The 25123-nt window shown below is 61.0% G+C and carries 23 protein-coding genes; 15 read left to right on the top strand and 8 right to left on the bottom strand.

The annotated features are described in order from the left end of the window. Positions 1-42: 42 nt before the first annotated feature. From rraA to JFU04_RS21950, 6 genes are all read left to right on the top strand, one after another. Positions 43-534, top strand: a complete 492-nt coding sequence (rraA, locus tag JFU04_RS21975) for a ribonuclease E activity regulator RraA (RefSeq protein WP_032887592.1) — start codon at positions 43-45, stop codon at positions 532-534. 25 nt (positions 535-559) lie between these two features. Then, positions 560-1555 carry a zinc transporter ZntB gene (locus JFU04_RS21970; RefSeq protein WP_065909525.1) on the top strand — a complete coding sequence of 332 codons (996 nt, stop codon included), beginning with the start codon at positions 560-562 and terminating at the stop codon, positions 1553-1555. Positions 1556-1641: 86 nt separating this feature from the next. Continuing rightward, positions 1642-1887, top strand: a complete 246-nt coding sequence (locus JFU04_RS21965; RefSeq protein ID WP_005790375.1) for a hypothetical protein — start codon at positions 1642-1644, stop codon at positions 1885-1887. A 2-nt stretch (positions 1888-1889) separates the two neighbouring features. Further along, positions 1890-2714 carry a mechanosensitive ion channel family protein gene (locus tag JFU04_RS21960; protein WP_003175519.1) on the top strand — a complete coding sequence of 275 codons (825 nt, stop codon included), beginning with the start codon at positions 1890-1892 and terminating at the stop codon, positions 2712-2714. 87 nt (positions 2715-2801) lie between these two features. Then, positions 2802-3392, top strand: coding sequence for an RNA polymerase sigma factor SigX (gene sigX / locus JFU04_RS21955; RefSeq protein WP_003193286.1), 591 nt, complete (start codon positions 2802-2804; stop codon positions 3390-3392). A 107-nt stretch (positions 3393-3499) separates the two neighbouring features. Next, positions 3500-4480: an OmpA family protein gene (locus tag JFU04_RS21950; protein WP_015885346.1), complete on the top strand. Its 981-nt coding sequence runs from the start codon at positions 3500-3502 to the stop codon at positions 4478-4480. Positions 4481-4541: 61 nt separating this feature from the next. Here JFU04_RS21950 and JFU04_RS21945 read toward each other — a convergent pair whose 3' ends face one another. The 4 genes from JFU04_RS21945 to JFU04_RS21930 all read right to left on the bottom strand — a co-directional run bounded on the left by JFU04_RS21945 (position 4542) and on the right by JFU04_RS21930 (position 9450). After that, positions 4542-6212, bottom strand: a complete 1671-nt coding sequence (locus JFU04_RS21945; protein WP_201145706.1) for a bifunctional protein-serine/threonine kinase/phosphatase — start codon at positions 6210-6212, stop codon at positions 4542-4544. Next, positions 6212-7423, bottom strand: a complete 1212-nt coding sequence (locus tag JFU04_RS21940) for a nitrate/nitrite transporter (protein WP_065909531.1) — start codon at positions 7421-7423, stop codon at positions 6212-6214. Before JFU04_RS21940 ends, JFU04_RS21945 begins: the two co-directional genes overlap by 1 nt. Positions 7424-7634: 211 nt before the next feature. After that, entirely contained in the window at positions 7635-8210 is a 576-nt protein-coding gene (locus JFU04_RS21935) for an ANTAR domain-containing response regulator (protein WP_065909533.1), read from the bottom strand. Between the two features lie 13 nt (positions 8211-8223). Then, positions 8224-9450 (bottom strand): CmpA/NrtA family ABC transporter substrate-binding protein, encoded by a 1227-nt coding sequence (locus tag JFU04_RS21930; RefSeq protein WP_201145705.1) that lies wholly within the window; start codon positions 9448-9450, stop codon positions 8224-8226. Between the two features lie 252 nt (positions 9451-9702). On the opposite strand from JFU04_RS21930, the gene sctC reads away from it, so the two are divergent. From sctC to JFU04_RS21905, 5 genes are all read left to right on the top strand, one after another. Beyond that, positions 9703-11166: a type III secretion system outer membrane ring subunit SctC gene (gene sctC / locus JFU04_RS21925; RefSeq protein ID WP_446739688.1), complete on the top strand. Its 1464-nt coding sequence runs from the start codon at positions 9703-9705 to the stop codon at positions 11164-11166. A gap of 15 nt (positions 11167-11181) precedes the next feature. Continuing rightward, on the top strand, positions 11182-11406 hold the full coding sequence (locus JFU04_RS21920; protein ID WP_065909536.1) for a FliM/FliN family flagellar motor switch protein: 225 nt from the start codon (positions 11182-11184) through the stop codon (positions 11404-11406). 155 nt (positions 11407-11561) lie between these two features. Next, entirely contained in the window at positions 11562-11981 is a 420-nt protein-coding gene (locus tag JFU04_RS21915; RefSeq protein WP_065909538.1) for a winged helix-turn-helix domain-containing protein, read from the top strand. After that, entirely contained in the window at positions 11974-12435 is a 462-nt protein-coding gene (locus JFU04_RS21910; RefSeq protein ID WP_065909539.1) for a transglycosylase SLT domain-containing protein, read from the top strand. Before JFU04_RS21915 ends, JFU04_RS21910 begins: the two co-directional genes overlap by 8 nt. An 86-nt stretch (positions 12436-12521) precedes the next feature. Further along, complete coding sequence (locus JFU04_RS21905; protein ID WP_065909540.1) at positions 12522-13574, top strand: quinone-dependent dihydroorotate dehydrogenase; 1053 nt, start codon at positions 12522-12524, stop codon at positions 13572-13574. A gap of 184 nt (positions 13575-13758) precedes the next feature. Here JFU04_RS21905 and rmf read toward each other — a convergent pair whose 3' ends face one another. Continuing rightward, positions 13759-13974 (bottom strand): ribosome modulation factor, encoded by a 216-nt coding sequence (gene rmf / locus JFU04_RS21900; protein WP_002553055.1) that lies wholly within the window; start codon positions 13972-13974, stop codon positions 13759-13761. A 542-nt stretch (positions 13975-14516) separates the two neighbouring features. Between rmf and rlmKL the strand changes: the two genes are divergently transcribed. Continuing rightward, positions 14517-16781 carry a bifunctional 23S rRNA (guanine(2069)-N(7))-methyltransferase RlmK/23S rRNA (guanine(2445)-N(2))-methyltransferase RlmL gene (rlmKL, locus tag JFU04_RS21895; protein WP_065909542.1) on the top strand — a complete coding sequence of 755 codons (2265 nt, stop codon included), beginning with the start codon at positions 14517-14519 and terminating at the stop codon, positions 16779-16781. A 139-nt stretch (positions 16782-16920) separates the two neighbouring features. Further along, positions 16921-19359 carry a sensor domain-containing diguanylate cyclase gene (locus JFU04_RS21890; RefSeq protein WP_201145704.1) on the top strand — a complete coding sequence of 813 codons (2439 nt, stop codon included), beginning with the start codon at positions 16921-16923 and terminating at the stop codon, positions 19357-19359. A gap of 37 nt (positions 19360-19396) precedes the next feature. Here JFU04_RS21890 and dacB read toward each other — a convergent pair whose 3' ends face one another. Next, positions 19397-20857 (bottom strand): D-alanyl-D-alanine carboxypeptidase/D-alanyl-D-alanine endopeptidase, encoded by a 1461-nt coding sequence (dacB, locus tag JFU04_RS21885; protein WP_106802950.1) that lies wholly within the window; start codon positions 20855-20857, stop codon positions 19397-19399. Positions 20858-21095: 238 nt separating this feature from the next. Between dacB and JFU04_RS21880 the strand changes: the two genes are divergently transcribed. Continuing rightward, the gene (locus JFU04_RS21880; RefSeq protein ID WP_106802951.1) at positions 21096-21440 is read left to right on the top strand and encodes a YggL family protein; all 345 of its coding nucleotides are present in this window, start codon (positions 21096-21098) and stop codon (positions 21438-21440) included. A gap of 56 nt (positions 21441-21496) precedes the next feature. Here JFU04_RS21880 and JFU04_RS21875 read toward each other — a convergent pair whose 3' ends face one another. Further along, the gene (locus tag JFU04_RS21875; RefSeq protein ID WP_106802952.1) at positions 21497-22687 is read right to left on the bottom strand and encodes a benzoate/H(+) symporter BenE family transporter; all 1191 of its coding nucleotides are present in this window, start codon (positions 22685-22687) and stop codon (positions 21497-21499) included. Positions 22688-22912: 225 nt separating this feature from the next. Here JFU04_RS21875 and JFU04_RS21870 point away from each other — a divergent pair, with 225 nt between their 5' ends. Further along, complete coding sequence (locus tag JFU04_RS21870; RefSeq protein ID WP_017477154.1) at positions 22913-23677, top strand: GntR family transcriptional regulator; 765 nt, start codon at positions 22913-22915, stop codon at positions 23675-23677. 138 nt (positions 23678-23815) lie between these two features. On the opposite strand, the gene guaD is transcribed toward JFU04_RS21870, so the two are convergent. After that, complete coding sequence (guaD, locus tag JFU04_RS21865; RefSeq protein WP_106805611.1) at positions 23816-25120, bottom strand: guanine deaminase; 1305 nt, start codon at positions 25118-25120, stop codon at positions 23816-23818. Positions 25121-25123 lie beyond the last annotated feature (3 nt).

Below are 25123 nucleotides of genomic sequence, written 5' to 3'. Positions count from 1 at the left end.
CTTCTTTCGAAAGACACTTCTTTGACGGAAAGGAATTTTTCAATGAACCATTACGTGACCCCCGACTTGTGCGACGCCTACCCGGACCTGGTACAGGTGGTCGAGCCGATGTTCAGCAATTTCGGCGGCCGAGACTCTTTCGGTGGCGAGATTGTCACCATCAAGTGCTTCGAAGATAACTCCCTCGTCAAGGAGCAGGCCGACCAGCCTGGCGCTGGCAAGGTGCTGGTGGTCGACGGCGGCGGTTCCCTGCGCCGCGCGCTGCTGGGCGACATGATCGCCGAAAAAGCCGCGAAAAACGGTTGGGAAGGGCTGGTGATCTACGGTTGCATCCGTGATGTCGACGTTATCGCCCAGACCGACCTGGGGGTACAGGCCCTGGCCAGTCATCCGATGAAGACCGACAAGCGCGGCATCGGCGACTTGAACGTGGTGGTCACCTTTGCCGGTGTGACGTTCCGCCCGGGCGAGTACATCTATGCGGATAACAACGGCGTGATCGTCTCGCCAAGCCCGCTGAAAATGCCTGAATAAACCGCAATAGACGACAGGGGTAAGGATGTTCGAGGAAGAAAACGCGCAGTGGGGGCTGGTGCATGCCCTGGTGCTGGACGGTAAAGGCGGTGCGCGTTCGATTGCCCGGACTGAGCTCGACGACTTGCAACTGCAGCCCCAGGAAAGCCTGTGGCTGCACTGGGACCGCAGTCACCCGCAAACCCAGACCTGGCTGCGCAAATCCAGCGGCTTGAGCGAGTTTGCCTGTGACCTGTTGCTGGAGGAGAACACCCGCCCGCGCCTGTTGCCGCTGCCGGACTCGGAATTGCTGCTGTTCCTGCGCGGGATCAACCTCAACCCGGGGGCTGAGCCAGAAGACATGGTGTCGGTGCGCATCTTTGCGGCCGCCAGTCGGGTGATTTCGTTGCGTTTGCGCCCGCTGCGCGCCACTGACGAACTGCTGGTGCAGTTGGCGGATGGCAAGGGGCCGAAAACCGCGTCGGAACTCATCCTTTATATGGCGCAGTACCTGACAAACAAGGTCCAGGATCTGGTCACGGACTTGTCGGAAATCGTCGATGCCGAGGAAGAAAAACTCGATACCGACGAACGGTACACGCCGGAGCATGGCAGCGTCTTGCAGATCCGCCGCCGAGCGGCCGGGCTCAAGCGATTCCTGTCGCCGCAGCGGGAAATTTTTGCCCAGCTTACGCGGATCAGGTTGCCGTGGTTTTGTGATGACGATGCCGACTACTGGAACGAATTGAACAACAGCCTGACCCGCTACCTGGAAGAGCTCGAATTGACCCGGGAGCGCGTGGGGCTTGTGCTTGAGACCGAAGACCGGCGCTTGAGCGTACGCATGAACCGCACCATGTATCGCTTCGGGATCATCACCGGGATCTTCCTGCCGATGAGTTTCCTGACCGGTTTGTTGGGTATAAATGTGGGCGGGATACCGTTCTCCGCCAGCCCCTATGGATTCGTGATTGCGTGCCTGTTGATGGTGTCGGTCGCGCTCGGACAATGGTGGCTATTTCGACGATTGCGCTGGGTTTGAGCTGAATATGACCTGAACGTAGGAAGGGTCCTATGTGACCCCAAGAATTTTACCCTCGTCTTTTAAAACACTTGCGAGAGGTCTTTATGCACGATCCGTTCGAACAGTCTTTGCGTGACATGCTCAATGCGTCGCCGTCCAACCGTGACGACGACGCCTGCCTGGGCCGCGTGTTGAAAACCGCCAACCGTCAGGTGGGGGCGGGGGACTTGTTCGGTCTGCTCGGCCGTTGGCTGCCGGCGTTGATGATGGCCCTGAACAACGGTTCGGCCCACGTATCACCGGTTTCCCGTCGTAAACCTCTTGCTCGCACTGCTGATAAGGCTGATTGAATATGGAACTTGATCTCTGGACCCAGAGCCTGGTCACCGCGATGACCGCATTGTGGACCAAGGTGGCGAATTTCATTCCCAACCTGTTTGGTGCCCTGGTCCTGGTATTGCTGGGCTTTGTCGTGGCCAAGCTGCTCGACACCCTGCTGTCCAAATTGCTTGCGAAATTGGGCCTGGATCGCTTGATGGCAGGCACCGGCCTGACCAAGCTGTTAGGCCGTGCCGGGCTGCAGGTGCCGATCTCTACCCTGATCGGCAAGATCGTCTATTGGTTCGTTTTGCTGATTTTTCTGGTTTCTGCGGCCCAATCACTTGGACTTGAGCGAGTTTCAGCTACGCTCGACATGCTGGCGCTGTATTTGCCGAAGGTTTTCGGCGGCGCGCTGGTACTGCTGGTAGGTGTTTTGCTGGCGCAACTGGCCAATGGGCTGGTGCGCGGCGCCGCCGAAGGCGTGGGGTTGGACTATGCTGCTGGCCTGGGGCGTATCGCTCAGGGGCTGGTGATCATCATCAGTATTTCGGTCGCGATCAGCCAGTTGGAGGTCAAGACTGACCTGCTCAACCACGTGATTGTGATTGTTTTGATTACCGTTGGTCTGGCCGTTGCGCTGGCCATGGGGTTGGGAAGCCGGGAAATTGCCGGGCAGATTCTTGCGGGAATCTATGTGCGTGAGTTGTATCAGGTAGGGCAACAGGTGCGTGTAGGCGAGGTCGAAGGGCAAATCGAGGAGATCGGCACAGTCAAGACGACAGTGCTGACCGATGACGGCGACCTGGTGTCGCTGTCCAATCGGATTCTCCTGGAGCAGCAGGTCAGTAGCCGCTAATCCGGCAAACCCTGCTAATGTACGCCGCCGCAAACCCGGCTGACCGGGCTGTGGCGGACATTGACCTGACTGTCGGCACGACTTGTTTTGAATAAAGCCCAAACGCTGTCCACGCGCTATGACCCCCGTGAGCTCTCTGATGAGGAGTTGGTCGCGCGCTCGCACACGGAGCTGTTTCACGTAACTCGCGCGTACGAAGAATTGATGCGCAGATATCAACGCACTTTGTTCAACGTTTGTTCAAGGTATTTAGGGAACGATAGAGATGCGGATGATGTCTGTCAGGAAGTGATGCTCAAGGTGCTGTACGGCCTGAAGAACTTCGAGGGCAAATCGAAGTTCAAGACATGGCTATACAGCATCACGTACAACGAGTGCATCACGCAGTATCGGAAGGAACGGCGAAAGCGTCGCTTGATGGACGCCTTGAGTCTGGACCCCCTTGAGGAAGCGTCTGAAGAAAAGGCGCCGGCACCCGAGGAGAAGGGCGGGCTCGATCGCTGGTTGGTGCATGTGAACCCGATTGACCGTGAAATTCTGGTGCTACGATTTGTCGCAGAGCTTGAATTTCAGGAAATCGCCGACATCATGCACATGGGTTTGAGTGCTACAAAAATGCGTTACAAACGTGCTCTAGATAAATTACGTGAGAAATTTGCGGGCGAGACTGAAACTTAGTGCGTGGCAAATATCTCTTACGTGTAGGCAAGTTCTGTTAGACTTGTCGCCGAGTTGTCCCCCGGTTTGTGGGACTGCTTTACAATCACCAGATGGGGATTTAACGGATGAAACTGAAAAACACCTTGGGCTTGGCCATTGGTTCTCTTATTGCCGCTACTTCTTTCGGCGTTCTGGCACAAGGCCAAGGCGCAGTTGAAGGCGAGCTGTTCTACAAGAAGCAGTACAACGATAGCGTCAAGCACATCGAAGACGGCTTCAATCCTGGCGCTCGCATCGGTTACTTCCTGACCGACGACCTGTCCTTGAACCTGTCCTACGACAAGACCAACCACACCCGTTCGAACGACGGTACTGGTAACCAGAAGATCAAAGGCGATACCGGCAGCCTGGTTGCCCAGTATCACTTCGGTCAAGCTGGCGTAGACAGCCTGCGTCCATACGTAGAAGGCGGTTTCGGTCACCAGAGCCGTACCAACGTTCAGGCTGACGGCCACAGCGGTCGCGACCAGACTACCTTCGCTACCGTTGGTACCGGCGTGAAGTACTACTTCACCAACAACCTGTACGCTCGTGCCGGTGTTGAAGCTGACTACGGTCTGGACAACGGCAAGTGGGACTACTCCGCACTGGTTGGCCTGGGCGTAAACTTCGGCGGTAACGCTGGCGCAGCCGCTCCAGCTCCTACCCCAGCTCCAGCTCCAGAGCCAACTCCAGAGCCAGAAGCTCCAGTTGCTCAGGTTGTTCGTGTTGAGCTGGACGTGAAGTTCGACTTCGACAAGTCCGTTGTTAAGCCTAACAGCTACGGCGACGTGAAAAACCTGGCCGACTTCATGGCTCAGTACCCAGCTACCAACGTAGAAGTTGCTGGTCACACTGACTCCGTAGGTCCAGACGCCTACAACCAGAAGCTGTCCCAGCGTCGTGCTGACGCTGTTAAGCAAGTCCTGGTTAAAGACGGCGTGGCTCCTAGCCGCATCACCGCAGTAGGTTACGGCGAATCCCGCCCAGTTGCTGACAACGCAACTGAAGCTGGTCGTGCTGTTAACCGTCGCGTAGAAGCGTCGGTTGAAGCTCAAGCTCAGTAATTACTGAGTGGTAGAAAAAAGCCCGGCTTAGGCCGGGCTTTTTTTCGCCTGCGATTTGGCATCAGCCGTGAAAAAGTCCATACAGCAGCACCAGGTTGATCAGCAGCGACAGCAGCGCCAACGTCCGCCAGACCTTCAGCGGCTCGCGCTCCAACAGCGGCCTTGGGCGAACACTCAGCTCGCGGCGATCGGCCTGTTCCAGCGTCAACAACCATTCCTCGGCGGTTTCATAACGTTGCGCAGGCTGGGCGGCCACGGCTCGCTCCAGGCTGAGGGGTAGCCAGTCCGGCAGATCGGGGCGATAGCGGCTGGCGCTGACGGCCTGATTGAATCGGGGCCTTTGGAAGGCTTCGATTTCACCGTAGGGATAATGCCCGGTCAGCAGGTAATACAGGCACACACCGACGCTGTATAAATCCTGTTGAGCCGTAGGGCGCTCACCATTGAATGCCTCGGGGGCGATGAAACTCGGGGTGCCTGGCAGTGCGTGAGCACGATCTTCCGAGAGTCCTGGGCAGTAGGCCAGGCCGAAATCCAGCACGCGCAGCTCACCGTCGTCGCCCAGCAGCAGGTTTTCCGGCTTGATGTCGCGGTGCAGGATCTGTCGCCGGTGCAGCATGCCTACCGCGCGCAGCAAGCGTTCGGCCACCGATTGCCACTGCGCCAGCGGCAATGGACCATGTTGCTTGAAGAGTTCGGCCAGGGTGTGTCCCGGGTATTCGCGCATGACGTAATACAGATGCTGACGCGTGCTGGCGGCATGCACTTCAGGAAATGCGCGTCCGGCCACGCGGCGCAAAAACCACTCCTCGGACAACAGGGCGTGTCCGGCATCGTGGTCATCGTCGCGATTCAGCGGCAGGGTTTTCAGCAGCCAGGGTTGCTGCTGTGCATCGCGCACACGGTACAGCACGGATTGTCGGCTGTGTGCGAGCACGCTTTCCACTTGCCAGCCCTCGAACTGCTGCCCGGCTTTCAAGGGCGGGGGCAGTGGCCATTGCTGCAACTGCACCAGCGCATCGCCGAGGGTGGCTGCGCCGAGGGTGTCGATGCGCACCAGCAGGGCGCTGGCATTGTCCTGGCTGCCTGCCAGGTGCGCAGTATTCACCAGCGTGTTGACCGCCCAGTCCAGGTCGGTTTGTTCGCGCAGGATCGCACCGATGCTGTGATCGCCCAGGGTTGCCCATACGCCGTCGCTGAGCAGCACAAAGCACTCGCCTTCGCGCAATTGGCCGTCCAGGAAGTCCACCACCAGGTGTTGATCCAGGCCCAGCGCACGCTTGAGCACATGCTGCATACCCGGCTGCTCCCAGACGTGGTCTTCGCTGATGCGCTGCAACTCGCCGTCCAGCCAGCGGTACACCCGGCAATCGCCGACATGGGCGAGGGTAAAACGTTGCCCGCGAAACACCAGGGCGCTGAGGGTCGTGAGCAAGGGCTGGCCACCGCCATTGGCCTGTAGCCAGCGGTTCTGCGCCAACAGTAAGCGCTCCAGAGACTGAGCCACGCCCCAGGTCGGCGGCGTGGCGTAGTAGTCCAGGGCCAGGGCTTGCACGGTCGAGCGCGCGGCCAGGCCGCCATCGGCGCACTGGCTCACCCCGTCCGCGATGGCACACAGGTAGCCTTTGCTCGCCGCCAGTTCCGCCACGGGGGTGACGACGCGCAGGGCGTCCTGGTTTTCCGCCCGAGGGCCGATGCCGCTGGCGTGGGCGACGCTCAGTCGCAGGCTCATCAGACGCGTGCGGCGGTCACGGCGGCCGAACCCCAGGTGGTTCTCCAGCGCCGCTTGACGCCGTGCAGGCCGAACCAGGCCAGTACACCCAGGCTGGCGAACAACCACAAGGCCATCTGATAGCTGCCGGTGCTTTGCTTGATTGCACCCATGCCCGCTGCCAGGGCGAAACCGCCGATGCCGCCGGCCATGCCGATCAGGCCGGTCATCACGCCGATTTCGCGCCGGAAACGTTGCGGCACCAGTTGGAATACCGCGCCATTTCCGGCGCCCAGTCCAAGCATGGTGCAGACAAACAAGGCCAGCGCCGCGTAGGAACTGGGCAAATTGAAGCCGACCGCCGCGATGCAGATCGCCGCCACGCTGTACATGCCCAGCAAGGTGCGGATTCCGCCGAAGCGATCCGCCAGGGCGCCGCCCAACGGGCGCATCAGGCTGCCGCCGAACACGCAGGCCGCGGTGTAGTAGCCGGCCGTTACCGGGCTCAGGCCATACTGGTCGTTGAAGTAGCCGGGCAGGGCGCTGGCCAGGCCGATGAAGCCGCCAAAGGTCACGCTGTAGAAGAACATGAACCACCAGCTGTCGCGGTCGCCAAGTGCCTTGAAATAGTCAGCCATGGATTTGGCTTGCGGCCGCTGCGGTGCATTGCGCGCCAGCCAGGCGAAGACCACCAGGGTCAGCACCAGTGGAATCAAGGCAAAACCGAACACGTTGCTCCAGCCAAACGCGGCTGCCAGCACCGGGGCGAGCAAGGCGGCGAACACCGTGCCCGAGTTGCCGGCACCGGCAATGCCCATGGCCTTGCCCTGGTGTTCAGCCGGATACCACTGCGACGCCAACGGCAGCGCCACGGCGAACGATGCGCCAGCCATGCCGAGGAACACCCCAAGCAGCAACGCTTGCTCGTAACTGTGGATGCCGAGTTTCCAGGCGCCAAACAACGCGACAATCACAATCACCTGGCCGATCAGTCCGGCGGTCTTGGGCGACAGCTTGTCGGCCAGCATGCCCATCAGGAAGCGCAGTACTGCGCCCGCGAGGATCGGAGTCGCGACGACCAGGCCGCGTTGTTGAGTGGTCAGGTGCAGGTCGGCTGCAATTTGCACCGCCAGTGGACCCAGGAGGTACCAGACCATGAAGCTCAGGTCGAAATACAGGAACGCGGCAAACAGGGTCGGGGTGTGCCCGGATTTCCAGAAGCTTGATTTCATCACGCACCTCAACGGTTGGGAGTCTTGTAAAAAGGCCTGGTGATGGAACAGCCGGCTAGGGCCGCCCCACCTTGCCCCGGAAAAGGGGGACAAAACGAAAAAACGCCGCCACCGGGTTCGCGAGGGCAAACCGGGTGTGCGACGTCTTTGTCGTGGAGGGGCAACCGCCGTTGGCTACCTGTGATGATTCTTTAGCAAGAGCTGCGCCACATCAGCCGAGCAGCTCGTTCATGGCGATAATCTGCTCTGCCACCTGAATCAGCTTCTGCTGGCGGCTCATGGCCTGGCGGCGCATCAAGGTGTAGGCCTCTTCTTCATTGCACGCCTTCATTTTCATCAGCATGCCCTTGGCCAGCTCGATGCGCTTGCGCTCGGCCAACTGCTGGTCACGCGCCTGCAGCTGGGCGCGCAAGGCCTGGTCGCTTTCGAAACGCGCCATGGCCACGTCGAGGATCGGTTGCAGGCGCTGGGCCTGGATACCTTCGACGATGTAGGCGCTGACCCCGGACTTGATCGCCTGGCGCATCACATTCGGGTCGTGCTCGTCGGTGAACATCACGATCGGCCTGGGCTGGTCGCGACTGACCAGCACCACTTGCTCCATCACATCGCGGCCCGGCGACTCGGTATCGATCAGGATCACGTCCGGGCGCACCGTTTCGACGCGCGCCGGCAGGTCGATGGTCAGGCCCGACTCATCGATCACCTCAAAACCGGCTTCGATCAGCGCAGCCCTGAGGCGGCCGACCTTGCGCGGGGTGTCGTTGATCAACAGGATTCGCAGCATCGGGGGCCTCCTCTCAGCGCAAGGCATGGCGGCTGGCATGATCAGCCATGGCGTGCAGGCGGAAGCTGCGCGCGTAGCCCGCGGGGTCGGAGCCGTCCCAGATTTTGCCGTCGATCAGTTGGCTGCGGCGCATGTCCTGGCCGTTATCAGTGATACCCAAGGCATCGGCGGCCTGGCGATACAGCGCCAGTTGTTGCACCTGGCGGGCCACGCCCAGGTAGTCAGGATCTTCGCGTAGCAGGCCCCAGCGCCGGAACTGGGTCATGAACCACATGCCATCGCAGAGGTAGGGCAGGTTGACCTCGCCACCGGCAAAAAAACGCAGGGCGTGGGGGTCTTGCCACTGGTTGCCCAAGCCGTCGTCATAGGCGCCCAGGAGGCGCGGCTCGATGCAGTCGAGTGGCGCATCGAGGTACTCGCGGCCGCTGAGCAACTGCGCGGTGGAGCGGCGGTTTTCGTTGTTCTGCTCGATAAAACGGCTGGCCTCCAGGATCGCCATCACCAACACGCGGGCGGTGTTGGGGTATTGATCGACAAAGGCCTGGGTGCAGCCGAGAACCTTTTCCGGATGGTTCGGCCAGATCGCCTGGGTGGTCGCCAGGGTGAACCCCTGGTTCTGCTTGACCGCGCTGGCGCACCAGGGCTCGCCGACGCAGAAGCCGTCGATGCGTCCCGCCTGCAGGTGCGCAACCATTTGCGGGGGAGGAACCACGACGCTGTCCACATCCTGCAATGGATGAATGCCCTGGCTTGCCAGCCAGTAATACAGCCACATGGCGTGGGTGCCGGTAGGAAAGGTCTGGGCGAAGGTGAGTTTTGTTCGGCTTTGGTGCACGTGGCGGTCGAGCGCTTCAGGAGTGATCACGCCTTGCTGCTGCAAGCCGTGGGACAGGTTGATGCTCTGGCCGTTCTGGTTGAGCCCCATCAGTACCGCCATGTCGGTGGGCGCGACGCCGCCGATGCCCAGGTGCACTGCATAGATCAGCCCATAAAGGCTGTGGGCGGCATCCAGTTCACCACTGACCAGTTTGTCGCGCAGGTTGGCCCACGAGCTTTGGCGCTTGAGGTTCAGGGTCAGTCCGTAAGGTTGAGCGAAGCCCTGGGTGGCAGCCACCACCAGCGATGCGCAATCGCTCAAGGCCATGAAGCCCAGATCGAGGCTGCTTTTTTCCGGGGCATCGCTGCCGTTGACCCAGGCCAGCGGGTCGCTCGCCGGGCTGCTGCCTACCGAATCGTTCATCCAACACCTACCTTTTCGTTCACAAAAAAGCGCCGTTCCCTCAGATGGCGCTGCAAGCCATTGCGGGTAACGACGCCTTTGTCCGTAAGCGCACTCCACCATTGGTGTGCGCTCTGATACAGAGTTCCAAGCAAGGCACATGCCACGGGCTGGCAGGCGCAGTCTGCCGTCAACTTTCCATCAAGATTGAAACCGGCCTGGCTTTCAGTATGGCCGCAATCTCAATGCCAGGCCCACCCAGGAACCCCCACGGTGCACGCTGACTTTCCCGCAACGATTCCACGCCTCCGGTGTTGCCGCTGGCTCCTGTTGGCCGCACTGATGCTGGCCAATGTGGTTGCCTGGGGCGAGCACTACCAGGCGCAGGATGACAGCCTGCATACCGTGTTTACCGCGCTGTCGTTGCCTTTAGGCCTGCCCATCGTCGTCAGCCGCGAGGTCGCGCGCAAACGTTTCAGCGGGGTGCTCGACCTCGATGTACCCCAGCAGACCCTGGAGGCGCTTGCGTTGCAGCAGGGGCTGATCTGGTACAGCGACGGGCAAGTGCTGTACGTCTATGACGCTGGCGAGGCCAAAAGCTCCGCGGTGACGTTACGGCACATTTCCATCGACAGGCTGCGCGCCCTGATGCGCCGCTCGGGTCTCGACGAGTCACGCTATCCGCTGCGCGCGAGTGGTGGGCGGACATTCTATGTGTCCGGACCACCGAGCTATGTCGACCACGTGCTGCACCTGGCCCGGATGATGGATCGGCAAAGGGCTGACCTGCGTGTGGGGACCCAGGCATTCGGCGTGGTCCAGGTGCTCAACAGTGCGGTGGCGGACCGGCAGTACGGCTCCAGCGACCGGCCCGTCACCGTGCCGGGGATGGCGTCGATGATCGAGTCCGTGCTGTCCAGTGAGCTGAAGGGGGCACTGGCAGACAAGAGCCTTGCCGTCATCGCGTACCCGGATACCAACAGCCTGCTGATCAAGGGCAAGCCTGCGCAGGTGAGCTTCATCCAGGCACTGGTGGCGGAGCTGGACCTGCCCAAGCGGTCGATCGAGGTTTCGCTGTGGCTGGTGGACGTCGACCAGGATGAATTGAAAAAGCTCGGCCTGGCCGGGGATGACAACGCCAGGCCAATGACCACTCAACTCCTGAAGCCCTCGGATGATAACCGCTTGATGGCGCACATCGCGGCGCTGGAGCGTAAACGGCGGGCGAGGGTGGTGACGTTGCCGGTGATGATGACCCAGGAGAATGTGCCGGCAGTGTTCCAGGACAACTACACGTTCTACCTGCCGGCCCCCGGTGAGGAAGAGGCGAGCTGGAAACCGGTGCGTTACGCCACCCAGGTCAGTGTCTTGCCACGTTTTGCCGAGGCCAACCAGATCGAGATGCTCATCGACATTGAGGACGGCCGCCCGATGACCGAAGCCGGACGGCACGCCAGGCCCACTGCGGTCGGGCAAGTGGGCGTGGGCAGTGTGGTGCGTGTCGAGCCAGGCAAACGGTTGTGGCTGGGCGTGTTTCGCCGCGATACCAGGGAGCAGGGGCGTGGTACGGGGCCGATGCGCAGGGCCGAAGTACGCCTGTTTGTCATTCAGGCGCAGGCCGTGGGCAGCGAGGTGAAGACGCTGGCAGGGGGTGTCGGGCCACCTTCGTTGACGGCGTCGCAATACGAGCGTGTGCGACGTGCTTTTGTGCGCCCGGGTCGTGATATCTCACCATGAATAAGGCGTTACCCCATGCATCTGGAAATCCTACTGCAGGAACAACTGATCAGCCGCAGGCGCCTGGCAGCGTTCGCCCCAGGGAAGGTGTTGCCCTTGGCGCCCGAGATCATTCACTGCGTGGAAGTACGGGTTAACGGCCAGTTACTGGCCTTGGGCGAATTGGTGCAATTGGAGGACAGGTTGGGGGTGGAGCTGCATGAGGTGTACCAGGAATGGGCGCCTGGTTGGACGGGATAGAGAAATGTCTGACGTGGAGGTTAGGAAAATCGCGGAATGTACGGGCTTTTTCCTAGCGTTAGCCATGAGGCAGGTTTTTATAGTCGTGCCGTGGGCGTAGGCGCCATTACTGGAAATAGGGACTTGAATGTCAGCTGTTGAATGCCGAGGTAGGTATGGCCGTCGTGGGTAATCAATTGACGAGGACTCCCCTGGTTTTCGCTCAATGGACCCTGCACGGCGATGGTCGTCTGACTGGCGAGCACGCGGATGTTCAGTTGCCGCCAAAGGAGTGGCACGTTTTGCGCCTGCTGCTGGCTTCCGGCGGCGTGTTGATGACCAAGGATCGCTTGTTGGAACTGGCATGGCCCCAGGGAGAGGTGGCCGAGGAGTCGCTGACCCGCTGCATTTATTCACTGCGCAAATACCTGGGGGCCGACAAGGGATTCATCAAGACGATCTACGGTCGCGGGTACCGCTTCACCTGTCCGGTCAGGCTTGAGGCGCAAGCTCCAGGCGGGATGGAGCAGGTGTGCTCGGCCTGCGGTCAAGTCAGCCCTGTGCAGTCAGGGCATGAGCGGATAAAACATGCTTAGGTTGTGCATCAAGGGCTTGCTGCTCGGCCTGTTGATGAGCAGCCATCGGGCCCTCGCCTATTGCTGGGAAGAAACGGCCAGTCGTTATGGTATCGAGCCGGAATTGCTGCAGGCTATCGCCGACGTGGAATCGGGTTACCGTGCGGACGTAATCAGCCCTGCCAACCGTAATGGCACTCGGGATATCGGGCTGATGCAGATCAACAGCATCCATTTGCCTCGCTTGCTCAAACAGGGGATTACCGAGGAGCGCTTGTTGAGTGAGCCATGCCTGTCAGTCGAGGTGGGGGCTTCGATTCTTGCCGAGTTTATCCAGCGCTTTGGCTACAACTGGACAGCCGTGGGTTCCTACAACGTGGGACCCGGGCCCGGACCGCAGCGCGAGGCATTGCGCCTGCGCTATGCGGAAAAAATCTGGACGCGTTATGAAGCCCTGGTCACGCAGCGCTATTGATGTTTGGGCGGCATGCCTCGCGCGTAGCCCGTCACCCCGGCTATAATCGGCGCCACCTTTCGCCGCCATCCGAGTCTAGCCCGCCCATGTATACCCTGGCCCGCCAGCTGTTGTTCAAACTCTCCCCGGAAACCTCCCACGATCTGTCGCTGGACTTGATCGGTGCCGGTGGGCGTCTGGGGCTCAATGGCCTGGTATGCAAGGCTCCGGCGAAAATGCCGGTCTCGGTGATGGGCCTGGAGTTCCCCAATCCGGTCGGATTGGCTGCTGGCCTGGACAAGAACGGCGCCGCCATCGATGGCTTTGCACAGTTGGGTTTCGGCTTTGTCGAAATCGGCACTGTGACCCCACGGCCTCAGCCAGGTAACCCCAAGCCCCGAATTTTCCGCCTGCCGGAAGCTGAGGCAATCATCAACCGCATGGGCTTCAACAACCTCGGTGTCGATCATCTGCTGTCGCGAGTTCAAGCGGCGAAGTACAAGGGCATCCTGGGGATCAATATCGGCAAGAACTTCGATACCCCGGTAGAACGCGCGGTCGATGATTACCTGATCTGCCTGGACAAGGTCTACGCCCACGCCAGCTATGTCACCGTCAACGTCAGTTCGCCCAACACCCCGGGCCTGCGCAGCCTGCAGTTTGGTGACTCGCTCAAGCAACTGCTCGAAGCCCTGCGTCAGCGCCAGGAAGACCTGGCCGTGCGTCATGGCAAGCGCGTGCCGTTGGCAATCAAGATTGCCCCGGACATGAGCGATGAAGAAACCGTGCTGGTGGCCCAGGCCCTGGTTGATTCAGGCATGGACGCGGTAATCGCGACCAACACCACCTTGAGCCGTGTCGGTGTCGAAGGCCTGGCCCATGGGGATGAGGCGGGCGGCTTGTCGGGTGCGCCGGTGCGTGACAAGAGCACGCACATCGTCAAGGTGCTGGCTGCCGAGCTGGCGGGGCGCCTGCCGATCATCGCGGTAGGCGGTATTACCGAAGGCAAACACGCGGCCGAGAAAATCGCCGCCGGCGCAAGCCTGGTGCAACTCTACTCGGGCTTCATCTATAAAGGCCCGGCGCTGATCCGTGAGTCGGTGGACGCCATTGTGGCGAGCGGGCTTGCCCCGCGTTGGGCTGCGCAGCAGCCCCAATAAGCCCAGAGATGCAGCGCCCGGTGTCCGGGCCTGCCGCGCAACCCAACACGCGGAAAGCCTGTTCGCGAGAATAAAAAAGGGCTCCTCAAAAGGAGCCCCCTGGGCCGAAGCCCGCCGCCTGGATAGGGCGTGCGTGGTTAAGTCTTTGCGTATTCGTGGTGATGTCGGAATTAAAAGCCCTTGATTAGCCGACGGCGTGAAGTTCGTTGAGTCTGTGGATGCCCGCAGTGCCAGTCATACCGTCCCAGTTGTCGCCACGTCCTTCTCGCCAGCCGTTGATCCAGGCTTGGCGTACCGACGGTAGAGTAAATGGGCAAAGCTCACGGGATTTGCCATGAACGCCATATTGATATCCGCGTAAAAATGCTCTTTCCAACGGATCACGCTTAAGTCTTCTCATAGGGTGTTTCCCTCACTTGTTGACTGTCTAGATATCCTTCGGCCTCGTCCGAGGCCGGGCAGAGTTTTTCTGCCGTTGGTGGGCTCGCTGCCGGCGTGGCGAGCCTATGTGTCGGCGTCGTTACGGCGCCAACCTGTGTTGAGTTCTAACCAATAGGTCACATGGATTCAATGATCGTTTTGTCATAAGCACGTAACGATAACGATGCTATAGCCATAAGCTGGGCTGGCTTTTCGCCCCATTTATTCGGCAAAGCCAGCTATGATGCACCCTGCAAAGAGGACAGGTTTAATCCTTTAGTGAGAATGCCCGCTCGTTGCAGTCGGTTATTATTCGACGAAGGGTCGGAATATTTCGTTTTGTTACTGCTTTGTTGTTTGGAAACTTCTCTCTGCCCCGTCGATAAAGGCTCAAGCGCCCGTCAGACGGGGTGGGACGGCACATTCGTGCCACGCGAGCACTCTTCAAGAAAAGTGCTTGATTGAAAACCGAACCGGCGATGCGTCGCCCGTTCATTTATTGCTGAAAAGCCTGGAATGCCCATGTCGGACCGTTTTGAACTCTTCCTCACTTGCCCCAAGGGCCTCGAAGGCCTGCTGATCGAGGAAGCCGTCGGGCTTGGCCTTGAGGAAGCCCGCGAGCACACCTCGGCCGTGCGCGGCATGGCCGACATGGAAACCGCCTACCGCCTGTGCCTCTGGTCGCGCCTCGCTAACCGCGTGCTGCTGGTGCTCAAGCGCTTCCCGATGAAGGACGCCGAGGACCTCTACCACGGCGTGCTGGATATCGAATGGGCCGACCACATGGTCCCGGACGGCACCCTGGCCGTGGAGTTCAGCGGCCACGGCTCGGGCATCGACAACACGCACTTCGGCGCCCTCAAGGTCAAGGATGCGATCGTCGACAAGCTGCGCACCCCGACCGGCGAACGTCCGTCCATCGACAAGATCAACCCGGACCTGCGCATCCACCTGCGCCTGGACCGTGGCGAAGCCATCCTGTCCCTCGACCTCTCCGGCCACAGCTTGCACCAGCGCGGCTATCGCCTGCAGCAGGGCGCCGCGCCGTTGAAGGAAAACCTGGCCGCTGCGATCCTGATCCGTGCAGGCTGGCCGCGTATTGCTGCCGAAGGCGGCGCGTTGACGGACCCGATGTGCGGCGTGGGTACCTTCCTGGTGGAAGGCGCAATGATCGCCGCCGACATGGCGCCCAACCTGAACCGCGAGCTGTGGGGTTTCACCACCTGGCTCGGTCACGTCCCGGCGCTGTGGAAAAAACTGCACGCCGAAGCTGCCGAACGTGCGGCCATCGGCATGAACAAGCCGCCGTTGTGGGTGCGTGGCTATGAAGCCGACCCACGCCTGATCCAGCCTGCGCGCAACAACATCGAGCGCGCCGGTCTCAGCCACTGGATCAAGGTGTACCAGGGCGAAGTCGGCACCTTCGAGCCGCGTCCGGACCAGCACCAGAAAGGCCTGGTGATCTGCAACCCGCCGTACGGCGAGCGCCTGGGTGACGAAGCCAGCCTGCTGTACCTCTACCAGAACCTCGGCGAGCGTCTGCGCCAGGCGTGCATGGGGTGGGAGGCGGCAGTGTTCACCGGCGCGCCGGACCTCGGCAAGCGCATGGGCATCCGCAGCCACAAGCAGTACTCGTTCTGGAACGGCGCCTTGCCGTGCAAATTGCTGCTGATCAAAGTCAATCCGGATCAGTTCGTCACTGGCGAGCGCCGTACCCCGGAACAGCGCCAGGCCGAGCGTGAGCAAGCCGCCTACGACCAGGCCCCGGCCGAGCCGCAAGAGCGCCAGTACAACAAGAACGGTAACCCGATCAAGCCGGCCCCGGCCCCTGTGGTCGAGCAGGCGCGCCTGAGCGAAGGCGGGCAGATGTTCGCCAACCGCCTGCAGAAAAACCTCAAGCTGCTGGGCAAGTGGGCCAAGCGTGAAGGCGTGGATTGCTATCGGGTGTACGACGCCGACATGCCGGAATACTCGATGGCCATCGACCTGTACCACGACTGGGTGCACGTGCAGGAATACGCCGCGCCGAAGTCCATCGACCCGGAAAAAGCCTCGGCGCGCATGTTCGATGCCCTGGCCGCGATTCCCCAGGCGCTGAACATCGACAAGAGCCGCGTGGTGGTCAAGCGTCGCGAGCGTCAGAGCGGCACCAAGCAGTACGAGCGCCAAAGCGCCCAGGGCAAGTTCACCGAGGTCAGCGAAGGCGGCGTGAAGCTGCTGGTCAACCTCACCGACTACCTGGACACTGGCCTGTTCCTCGACCACCGCCCGATGCGCATGCGTATCCAGAAGGAAGCGGCCGGCAAGCGCTTCCTCAATCTGTACTGCTACACCGCCACCGCCAGTGTGCACGCTGCCAAGGGCGGCGCGCGCAGCACCACCAGCGTCGACCTGTCCAAGACCTACCTGGATTGGGCTCGTCGCAATTTCTCGCTCAACGGTTTTTCCGACAAGAACCGCCTGGAGCAGGGTGATGTGATGGCGTGGCTGGAGGCCAGCCGCGATGAGTTCGACCTGATCTTCATCGACCCGCCGACCTTCTCCAACTCCAAGCGCATGGAAGGCATCTTCGACGTGCAGCGTGACCACGTGCAGTTGCTCGACCTGGCCATGGCCCGCCTGGCACCGGGTGGCGTGCTGTACTTCTCGAACAACTTCCGCAAGTTCCAGCTCGAGGACAACCTCAGCGAACGCTACGCGGTCGAGGAAATCAGCGACAAGACCATCGACCCGGATTTTGCGCGTAATGCGAAGATCCATCGGGCGTGGAAAATCACCGCTCGCTGATGGTTGCACCAAAAAGCCGCAAGCCTTGAATATTCGGGACTTGCGGCTTTTTTATGCTGGTCAAATACCGGTCCCGTAGCTATAACTTAACGCCTAGCCAAAGTGACACCCCCGCACACTGGCGTTGTGAGTGTTGCCTATGCCGTTGAACGCCGTCCGCCCGAAAATCCTAGGCTTTATCAGTGAGCAGGCATCGGCTTGGCTGGTGGCGTTGGTGGTGTTATTGGCAGGGTTCGCGCTGACCGCAATCGTCGCCTGGGCGGCTTCCGATCTCTATCAGCAACAGGTGCGCCAGCGCTTTCAGTTGCTGGTCAACGAACGGTATACGCGTCTGCAGGAGCGCTTCGAAGACCAGGAGCAGCGCCTGAACAGCCTGCGGCGGTTCTTCGTCAATTCCGATGATGTGTCCCGCGATGAGTTCGACGGTTTCGCCCAGCCCTTGTTGTTGCGCGCCCGTGCCTATTCCTGGGCGCCGCGGGTATTTCGCAAGCAGCGCCGGCAATTTGAACAAGAGGTGTCGCGCCTGCGCGGTACCCCGTTTGTTATCCGTGAGTTGAATTCGGCCGGCGAGTTGGCCCCGGCGCCCGAGCGCGACGAATACGTGCCGGTGCTCTACAGCCAGACTCAAAGCCTGTTGGGCGCACCGTTGGGTTTTGACCTGCTGGCCCAACCGCTGCGGCGCTCGGCGCTTGAGCGTGCGCAATCGAGTGGCAAGCTGGCAGTGTCGCAACCGATGCAGTTGGTCGGTGTAGAACCGGGCTACTCAACCGGGGTATTGCTGGTGGCGCCGGTGAGCACCCCGGCGACTTCCGGGCAGTCGCAGAATGAGCCCTACGGCTACGTGATGGCGGTGATCAGCATGCGCCAGCTGGTCGCCGATGGGTTGCCCAAGCCGGACCGCGACAATCTGGTGATGCAGATTGTCGATACCTCCGATGTGCAAAAGCGCGTGCTTTTCGAGTCCGAGAATGCCGTGGGCAGCAGCGACCTCATCGGCGCGCGCCGCCTGACCCTGGGCGATCACGTGTACGCCTTGAGCCTGCGCCCGAGCCAGGTGTTCGACCAGGCCAACCATTCTTCACTGACGACGATCCTGAGCATGGGCGGCTTGCTCAGCCTGCTGCTCAGCAGCCTGCTCTATGTACTGGTGAGCCAGCGCCAGCGCGCGTTGAAACTGGTGGAGCAACGTACCGTGCAGTTGCGCCAGCGCGAGCAGGAGCTGCGCGGGGCCCACGGTCAATTGCGCAGCGTGCTGAATGCCGCCACCCAGGTTGCGATCATCGCCACCGACCTGCGCGGGGTGATCAACACCTTTAACGCCGGAGCCGAGCAGATGCTGGGGTTCAAGGCCGACCAGGTCATGGGCACGCACACCCTCGAAAGCCTGCACCTGGCCTCGGAACTGGAAGCGCGCGCCAGCAGTTTGAGCGTGATGTTGGGCAAGCGCATCCCGGCGAGCCAGGCGATGCTGGTGGAAAGCCCCGACAACCTGCACGAAGCCCGCGAGTGGACATTGCTGCGCGAGGACGGCAGCCCATTGACCGTGAACATGTTGGCCACCGTGCTGCTGGATGACCATGGCCTGTGGATCGGCCACCTGGCCATTTACCTCGACGTGACCGAGCAGAAGCGCGCCTATGAGGCACTCGCTGCGCGCGACCGGCTGCTCAAGAAGCTCAGCGCGCATGTGCCCGGCGGCATCTTCCAGTTCACCCTGGAGCCGCAGGACAATTGGAAATTCATCTACGCCAGCGACGGCATGCGCGACATCTATGAGATCGAGCCTGGCGTGTTGCAGCAGGATGCGACGAAGGTCTTCGAGCGGATCCATCCGCTGGATGCGGAGCGCGTGCGCACCTCGATTCGCCTGTCGGCGTTGCAGTTGAGCCATTGGCGCGAAGAGTACCGGGTGCTGTTGCCACAACGCGGCCTGCGCTGGATTCGCGGCGAAGCCACGCCAGAAGAATTACCCAGCGGCGGTACGCTGTGGCATGGCTACGTGTCGGATATTTCCGATCTCAAGCGGGTAGAAGAGGAACTGCGCGCGCTGTCCATCACCGATTCCCTCACCGGGATTCACAACCGACGCTACTTCCAGGATCGCCTCAAGGCCGAGATGGTCAGGCTCAACCGCGCTACAGGGGCGTTGTCGGTGATCATGCTCGATGTCGACCACTTCAAGCGCATCAACGATCAGCATGGGCATGCGGTGGGCGACGGGGTGCTGCAGGAATTGTGCAAACGCATCAGCCAGCGCCTGCGCCGCAGCGATGTGTTCTGCCGCCTGGGGGGCGAGGAATTCATGGTGCTGTGCCCCAACACCCAGGGCGAGCAGGCTTACAGCTTGGCGCTGGAGTTGTGGCAATCGCTGCGCAATGCGCCGATGGCGCCGGTGGGCATCGTTACCGCCAGTTTTGGCGTGGCCAGTTGGCGGGTCGATGAAGGTATCGATGGGTTGCTGTTGCGTGCCGACTCGGCGGTGTATGTGGCCAAGCAGGCCGGCAGGGATCGAGTCGAGACGTGTGGCAGCGGGCTTGCCCGCGACAGCGGTCTATCAGCCACCGGGTACAGCGACTGATAGTGCCGAGCGCGGGCAAGCGCGCTTGTTGCGCGGTCTAGAGCACCGGTGCGGGCGCCGCCAGTTTCGGCTGGCGATACAGGTCCAGCAGTACTTGATCCAGCACCGACGAAGCGCCCCAAGGCTTCGGATCGTTGAGGATCGCCACCACTGCCCAGGTGTTGCCGTTGTTGTCGCGGCTGAAGCCGGCGATGGCCCGCACGGTGTTCAGGGTGCCGGTCTTGACGTGGGCTTCGCCGCGCATGGCGGTGGTCTTCAAGCGTTTACGCATGGTGCCGTCGGTGCCGGCAATCGGCAGCGAGCTGATGTACTCCGCGGCGTAGGGGCTTTTCCACGCGGCTTGCAGCATGGCGGCCATCTCGCGGGCGCTGACGCGTTCGGCCCGTGACAGGCCGGAACCGTTCTCCATCACCAGGTGCGGCGCGGTGATGCCTTTCTTCGCCAGCCATTGGCGCACGACGCGTTGCGCGGCCTTGGCATCGTCGCCGTCGGCGTCGTTGCGAAACTGCGCGCCCAGGCTCAGGAACAACTGCTGGGCCATGGTGTTGTTACTGTATTTGTTGATGTCGCGGATGATCTCCGCCAGGTCCGGCGAAAACGCACGGGCGAGGACCTTGGCATCCTTGGGCACCGGTGCCTGGATGTCACGGCCCTGAATGGTGCCGCCCAGTTCCTGCCAGATCGCCCGCACCGCGCCGGCGGTGTAGGTCGCGTGGTCCAGCAGTGACAGGTAGGTCTGCGAACTGCAGCCGTCGGCCAGTTGGCCGCTGACGGTGACCGTCACGCTGCCATCTGCGGCGGTAACCGGGTTGTAGCGCACGTCGCCGGTGCACTGCTTGGCGTTGGATACCTTGACCTGGTTGTCGATGCGGATGCTGGCAATCGGCGGCTCGACCGACACCAGTACCCGGCCGGAATCGTTGCGGGTCACGAAGCGCAGGGCCTTGAGGTTGACCAGCAGGGCGTCGGGCTTGACCAGGAACGGCTTGTTCTCGTCGTTGCCATCATCATTGAATTCGGGCAATTGCGGCTGGTTGAAGAAGCTGCGGTCCAGCACCAGGTCGCCGGTGACTTGCTGCACGCCATTGGCGCGCAGGTCGCGCATCAGCAGCCAGAGCTTTTCCATGTTCAGCTTGGGGTCGCCACCGCCCTTGAGGTACAGGTTGCCGTGCAGCACGCCACCGCTGAGGGTGCCGTCGGTGTAGAACTCGGTCTTCCATTGATGGTTGGGACCGAGCATTTCCAGGGCCGCGTAGGTGGTGACCAGCTTCATGGTGGAGGCCGGGTTCACCGAGACATCGGCGTTGAAGACCGTGGGGGTGCCCGGGCCGTTCAGGGGGATCATCACCAGGGACAGTGCGGTATTTTGCAGCTTGGCCTTGGCGAGTGCCTGCTGGACATTCGGGGGCAGGGTGTTGGTGGTCGGGGCAGCGGAGGTGGAAAAGGCCAGTGGCAGAAGAAAACCGGCAAGCACTACTGAACGCAACGATTTGATCATAAGAAATAAAACCCTACTGCTGAGGAGGGTGAAAAAGGCGAGGGGTAAATAAGAAAAATCCCTCAATGGTCATGAAAGTGTCGGCATTATGCCCCAAGGTGGATCCAGTTGTAGCTGAACGATAGCTGGTAATCGGCGTTTTTTTCACCGGCAATTTGCCGCCTGTCCCAGAGAGTCGGGCAATCGTCACCTTAAACTGCTAAAGTGCCGCCCGTTATTACTTATGAGGATTGTTCCAATGGCGACTAACCGTTCCCGGCGTCTGCGCAAAAAACTGTGCGTTGATGAATTTCAAGAGCTGGGTTTCGAACTGAACCTGGATTTCAAAGAAGGTTTGGATGATGAAGCGGTTGACGCGTTCCTCGAAGCATTCCTGACCGAAGCGATGGACGGCAATGGCCTGGACTACGTCGGCGGCGATGACTTCGGTCTGGTGTGCAAAGCCACTCGTGGTTCGGTCACCGAAGAGCAACGTGCAATCGTTGAAGCGTGGCTCAAGGCCCGCCCAGAGCTGACTCGCGTTGAAGTAAGCGCGCTGTTGGACGCCTGGCATCCAGAAACGCCGATCAACCCGGCGGTCTGATGTCATGAAAAAAGCGACCCTGCGGGGTCGCTTTTTTGTTCCTGGCATTTAAGCAATCAGGCCTTGCGCCAATTCAGGATCAGCAGCGTCAACACCCCCGCCACAATCCCCCAGAACGCCGAACCGATCGAAAACAACGTCAACCCCGACGCAGTGACCATAAAGGTGATCAGCGCCGCTTCGCGTTCCTTCGGCTCATTCATGGCGATGCTCAAGCCGTTGATGATCGAGCCAAACAGCGCCAGGGCCGCAATCGACAGCACCAGCTCCTTGGGCAAGGCTGCAAACAACGCCGCCAGCGTCGCGCCGAATACCCCGGCAATCCCGTAGAACACACCACACCAAACCGCCGCCGTGTAGCGCTTGTTACGGTCTTCGTGGGCATGCGGCCCGGTGCAGATCGCCGCGCTGATCGCCGCCAGGTTGATGCCGTGGGAGCCGAACGGTGCCAGCACCAGCGAGGCCAGGCCGGTTGCGGTGATCAGCGGCGAGGCCGGCACGTTGTAGCCGTCGGCGCGCAACACGGCGACGCCGGGCATGTTCTGCGAGGTCATCGCCACCACGAACAGCGGGATGCCGATACTGATCGTCGCCGCCAACGAGAAGTGCGGCGTGGTCCATACCGGCGTTGCCACTTCGAGATGAAAGCCGCTGAAATCCAGGAGTCCCATCAAGCCGGAAAGCACGCTGCCGATCACCAGCGCGGCCAGCACCGCATAGCGTGGCGACAGGCGCTTGATGATCAGGTACGTGAAAAACATCCCCAATACCAGGCCGGTGCGGTGCTGCGCGGCGACGAAGATCTCGCTGCCGATCTTGAACAGGATGCCGGCGAGCAGGGCCGCTGCGAGTGACGCCGGGATGCGCTTGACGAGCTTTTCGAAGCTGCCCGTCAGCCCGCAGAGCGTCACCAGCACCGCGCAGGTGATGTAGGCACCGATGGCTTCGCCATAACTCACGCCGCCCAGGCTGGTGATCAGCAGCGCGGCGCCGGGGGTGGACCAGGCGATGGTGATCGGTGTGCGGTAGCGCAGCGACAAGCCGATGCTGCACACCGCCATGCCAATGGAAATCGCCCATATCCACGAAGAAATCTGCGCCGTGGTCAAGCCGGCGGCCTGGCCGGCCTGGAACATCAGGACCAGGGAGCTGGTGTAGCCGGTCATCATGGCGATGAAGCCGGCGACGACGGCCGACGCAGAAGTGTCGGCCAGCGGGCGCAAAGGCGCTTGGGTGGCGTCGTTCATGGAAAGGTGATCCTTTTACCTGGGTTTTGCCGGTAACGGCACGGTTTCAAGCCTAAACTCAAACGTAATGTTTCATTGCAATACAGCCGCGACCGCAAACAGCCGTACAGTGTGTTGGCGCTTTGGGTTGTGTACAATGTGCCCTGTTTTTAGGTGATACTTGCCAGCGACCCGCTGTTGCCGTATTACCCTTAATTCGCCGCCGTTCTCCAAACCCGAGTGCCCATGAACGAACAGTTGCAACCTCTCAAGAAACAACCGCGAGCCGGCAAGGCCGGTCGCAGCGGAACCCAGGACGATATCGTCTACGCGCATATCTTCGAAGCGATCCTCGAACAACGCCTGGCGCCCGGAACCAAGTTGAGTGAAGAGGCACTGGGCGAAATCTTCGGCGTCAGCCGCACCATCATTCGCCGCGCACTCTCGCGCCTGGCCCATGAAGGCGTGGTGTTGCTGCGGCCCAATCGGGGTGCGGTGGTGGCCAGCCCCAGTGTCGAAGAAGCGCGCCAGGTGTTCCTGGCCCGGCGCCTGGTGGAGCGGGCGATTACCGAGCTGGCAGTGCAGCACGCCACGGCCGAACAATTGGCCGAGCTGCGTCAGATGGTCAACGACGAGCGCGACAGCTTCTCTCGTGGCGATCGCGGTGCCGGCATCCGCCTCTCCGGCGAGTTCCACCTCAAGCTGGCCGAAGCGGCGAAGAATGCGCCACTGATCAGCTTCCAGCGCAGCCTGGTGTCCCAGACCTCGTTGATCATCGCCCAGTACGAAAGCGGCAACCGCTCGCACTGTTCCTACGATGAGCACACGCAGTTGATCGACGCGATCGAAGCGCGCGATGCAGGGTTGGCAGTGAATTTGATGATGCACCACATGGACCACATCGACAGCAAGCTCAACCTCGATGAGGAAAGCGCGTCGGATGATTTGCATGCGGTGTTTTCGCATTTGTTGCAGACCAAGAAGCCGGGGCGCTCTTCGGTCAAGCTCTGATGTGCCAAGCTCACCACTAACAAAATGTGGGAGCGGGCTTGCTCGCGAAAGCGGTGGAACAGTCAGCCTATCCAGGGACTGACACTCCGCCTTCGCGAGCAAGCCCGCTCCCACATTTGTTTTGCGGTGTGGTCAGGATCAGCGTTGATGCACGAGCTGGCCAGCCGCATACGTCTGCAACACCGTCCGATCATCCCCCAGCGTCATCAGCACAAACAACGTCTCGGCAATGTTCTGGGCCTGCTTCAGGCGATAGCTCAGCAGCGGTGTGGCGTTGTAATCCAGCACCAGGAAATCCGCATCGGTGCCGGGCTGCAACGTGCCGATCTTGTCTTCCAGGCGCAGTGCCTTCGCGCCACCCAACGTGGCCAGGTACAGCGACTTGAACGGGCTCAAGCGTGCGCCCTGCAACTGCATGACCTTGTACGCTTCGTTCAAGGTCTGCAGCAGCGAAAAGCTGGTGCCGCCGCCCACGTCCGTGCCCAGGCCCACATTCAGGTTGTGCTTCTCCGCCATCGGCAGGTTGAACAGGCCACTGCCGAGGAAGAAGTTCGAGGTCGGGCAGAACGCGACCGCCGAGCCCGTCTCCGCCAGCCGCGCACACTCGTCGTCACACAAGTGCACGCCGTGGGCAAACACCGAGCGCTCGCCGAGCAATTTGTAATGGTCGTACACATCCAGGTAGCCGTTGCGCTCCGGGAACAGCGCCTTCACCCACTCGATTTCCTGCTTGTTCTCACTGATGTGAGTCTGCATGTAGAGGTCCGGGTATTCGCTCAGCAACTGCCCTGCGAGGGTCAGCTGTTGCGGTGTACTGGTCGGTGCGAAACGTGGCGTCACGGCGTAGTGCAAACGGCCCTTGCCATGCCAGCGCTCGATCAGCGCCTTGCTTTCCTGGTAACCGGACTCGGCGGTGTCGGTGAGGTAGTCCGGGGCATTGCGGTCCATCATCACCTTGCCGGCGATCATGCGCAGGTCGAGTTTCTCGGCGGCTTCGAAAAACGCATTCACTGACTGCGGGTGCACACTGCCGAACACCAGCGCGGTGGTGGTGCCGTTGCGCAGCAATTCCTTGATAAAGATATCCGCGACTTCTTCGGCGTGGGCCTTGTCGGCGAACTGGCTTTCGCACGGGAACGTGTAGGTGTTGAGCCAGTCGAGCAATTGCTCGCCATAGGCGCCGACCATGCCGGTCTGCGGCAGGTGGATATGGGTGTCGATCAGGCCCGGGGTGATCAGCGCGTCCTGGTAATGAGTGATTTCGATATCGGCGGGCAATGTCGGCAGCACGTCGCTGGCATGGCCAACTGCACTGATCCGACCGTTTTCAATCACCAGCAGGCCATCCTCGAAATACTCGTAGGAGGCTTCGATCCCAACGATAGCGGGGTCGGCGAGGCTGTGCAGAATGGCGGCACGGTAGGCTTTGCGAGTCAAAGGCATGGT

The sequence above is a fragment of the Pseudomonas sp. TH21 genome, from assembly GCF_016651025.1.
Taxonomy (GTDB): domain Bacteria; phylum Pseudomonadota; class Gammaproteobacteria; order Pseudomonadales; family Pseudomonadaceae; genus Aquipseudomonas; species Aquipseudomonas aylmerensis.
This window is presented reverse-complemented; position numbering and strand designations above follow the sequence as displayed.

Coding starts and splice junctions, on each gene's coding strand:
- JFU04_RS21965 (WP_005790375.1), top strand. CDS start 1,642: ATGCACGATCCGTTCGAACAGTCTTTGCGTGACATGCTCAATGCGTCG.
- JFU04_RS21910 (WP_065909539.1), top strand. CDS start 11,974: ATGCTTAGGTTGTGCATCAAGGGCTTGCTGCTCGGCCTGTTGATGAGC.
- JFU04_RS21890 (WP_201145704.1), top strand. CDS start 16,921: ATGCCGTTGAACGCCGTCCGCCCGAAAATCCTAGGCTTTATCAGTGAG.
- JFU04_RS21870 (WP_017477154.1), top strand. CDS start 22,913: ATGAACGAACAGTTGCAACCTCTCAAGAAACAACCGCGAGCCGGCAAG.
- JFU04_RS21940 (WP_065909531.1), bottom strand. CDS start 7,423: ATGAAATCAAGCTTCTGGAAATCCGGGCACACCCCGACCCTGTTTGCC.
- JFU04_RS21880 (WP_106802951.1), top strand. CDS start 21,096: ATGGCGACTAACCGTTCCCGGCGTCTGCGCAAAAAACTGTGCGTTGAT.
- rmf (WP_002553055.1), bottom strand. CDS start 13,974: ATGAGAAGACTTAAGCGTGATCCGTTGGAAAGAGCATTTTTACGCGGA.
- dacB (WP_106802950.1), bottom strand. CDS start 20,857: ATGATCAAATCGTTGCGTTCAGTAGTGCTTGCCGGTTTTCTTCTGCCA.
- JFU04_RS21905 (WP_065909540.1), top strand. CDS start 12,522: ATGTATACCCTGGCCCGCCAGCTGTTGTTCAAACTCTCCCCGGAAACC.
- JFU04_RS21930 (WP_201145705.1), bottom strand. CDS start 9,450: ATGAACGATTCGGTAGGCAGCAGCCCGGCGAGCGACCCGCTGGCCTGG.
- rlmKL (WP_065909542.1), top strand. CDS start 14,517: ATGTCGGACCGTTTTGAACTCTTCCTCACTTGCCCCAAGGGCCTCGAA.
- JFU04_RS21970 (WP_065909525.1), top strand. CDS start 560: ATGTTCGAGGAAGAAAACGCGCAGTGGGGGCTGGTGCATGCCCTGGTG.
- rraA (WP_032887592.1), top strand. CDS start 43: ATGAACCATTACGTGACCCCCGACTTGTGCGACGCCTACCCGGACCTG.
- JFU04_RS21875 (WP_106802952.1), bottom strand. CDS start 22,687: ATGAACGACGCCACCCAAGCGCCTTTGCGCCCGCTGGCCGACACTTCT.
- JFU04_RS21960 (WP_003175519.1), top strand. CDS start 1,890: ATGGAACTTGATCTCTGGACCCAGAGCCTGGTCACCGCGATGACCGCA.
- JFU04_RS21950 (WP_015885346.1), top strand. CDS start 3,500: ATGAAACTGAAAAACACCTTGGGCTTGGCCATTGGTTCTCTTATTGCC.
- guaD (WP_106805611.1), bottom strand. CDS start 25,120: ATGCCTTTGACTCGCAAAGCCTACCGTGCCGCCATTCTGCACAGCCTC.
- JFU04_RS21935 (WP_065909533.1), bottom strand. CDS start 8,210: ATGCTGCGAATCCTGTTGATCAACGACACCCCGCGCAAGGTCGGCCGC.
- JFU04_RS21945 (WP_201145706.1), bottom strand. CDS start 6,212: ATGAGCCTGCGACTGAGCGTCGCCCACGCCAGCGGCATCGGCCCTCGG.
- JFU04_RS21920 (WP_065909536.1), top strand. CDS start 11,182: ATGCATCTGGAAATCCTACTGCAGGAACAACTGATCAGCCGCAGGCGC.
- JFU04_RS21915 (WP_065909538.1), top strand. CDS start 11,562: ATGGCCGTCGTGGGTAATCAATTGACGAGGACTCCCCTGGTTTTCGCT.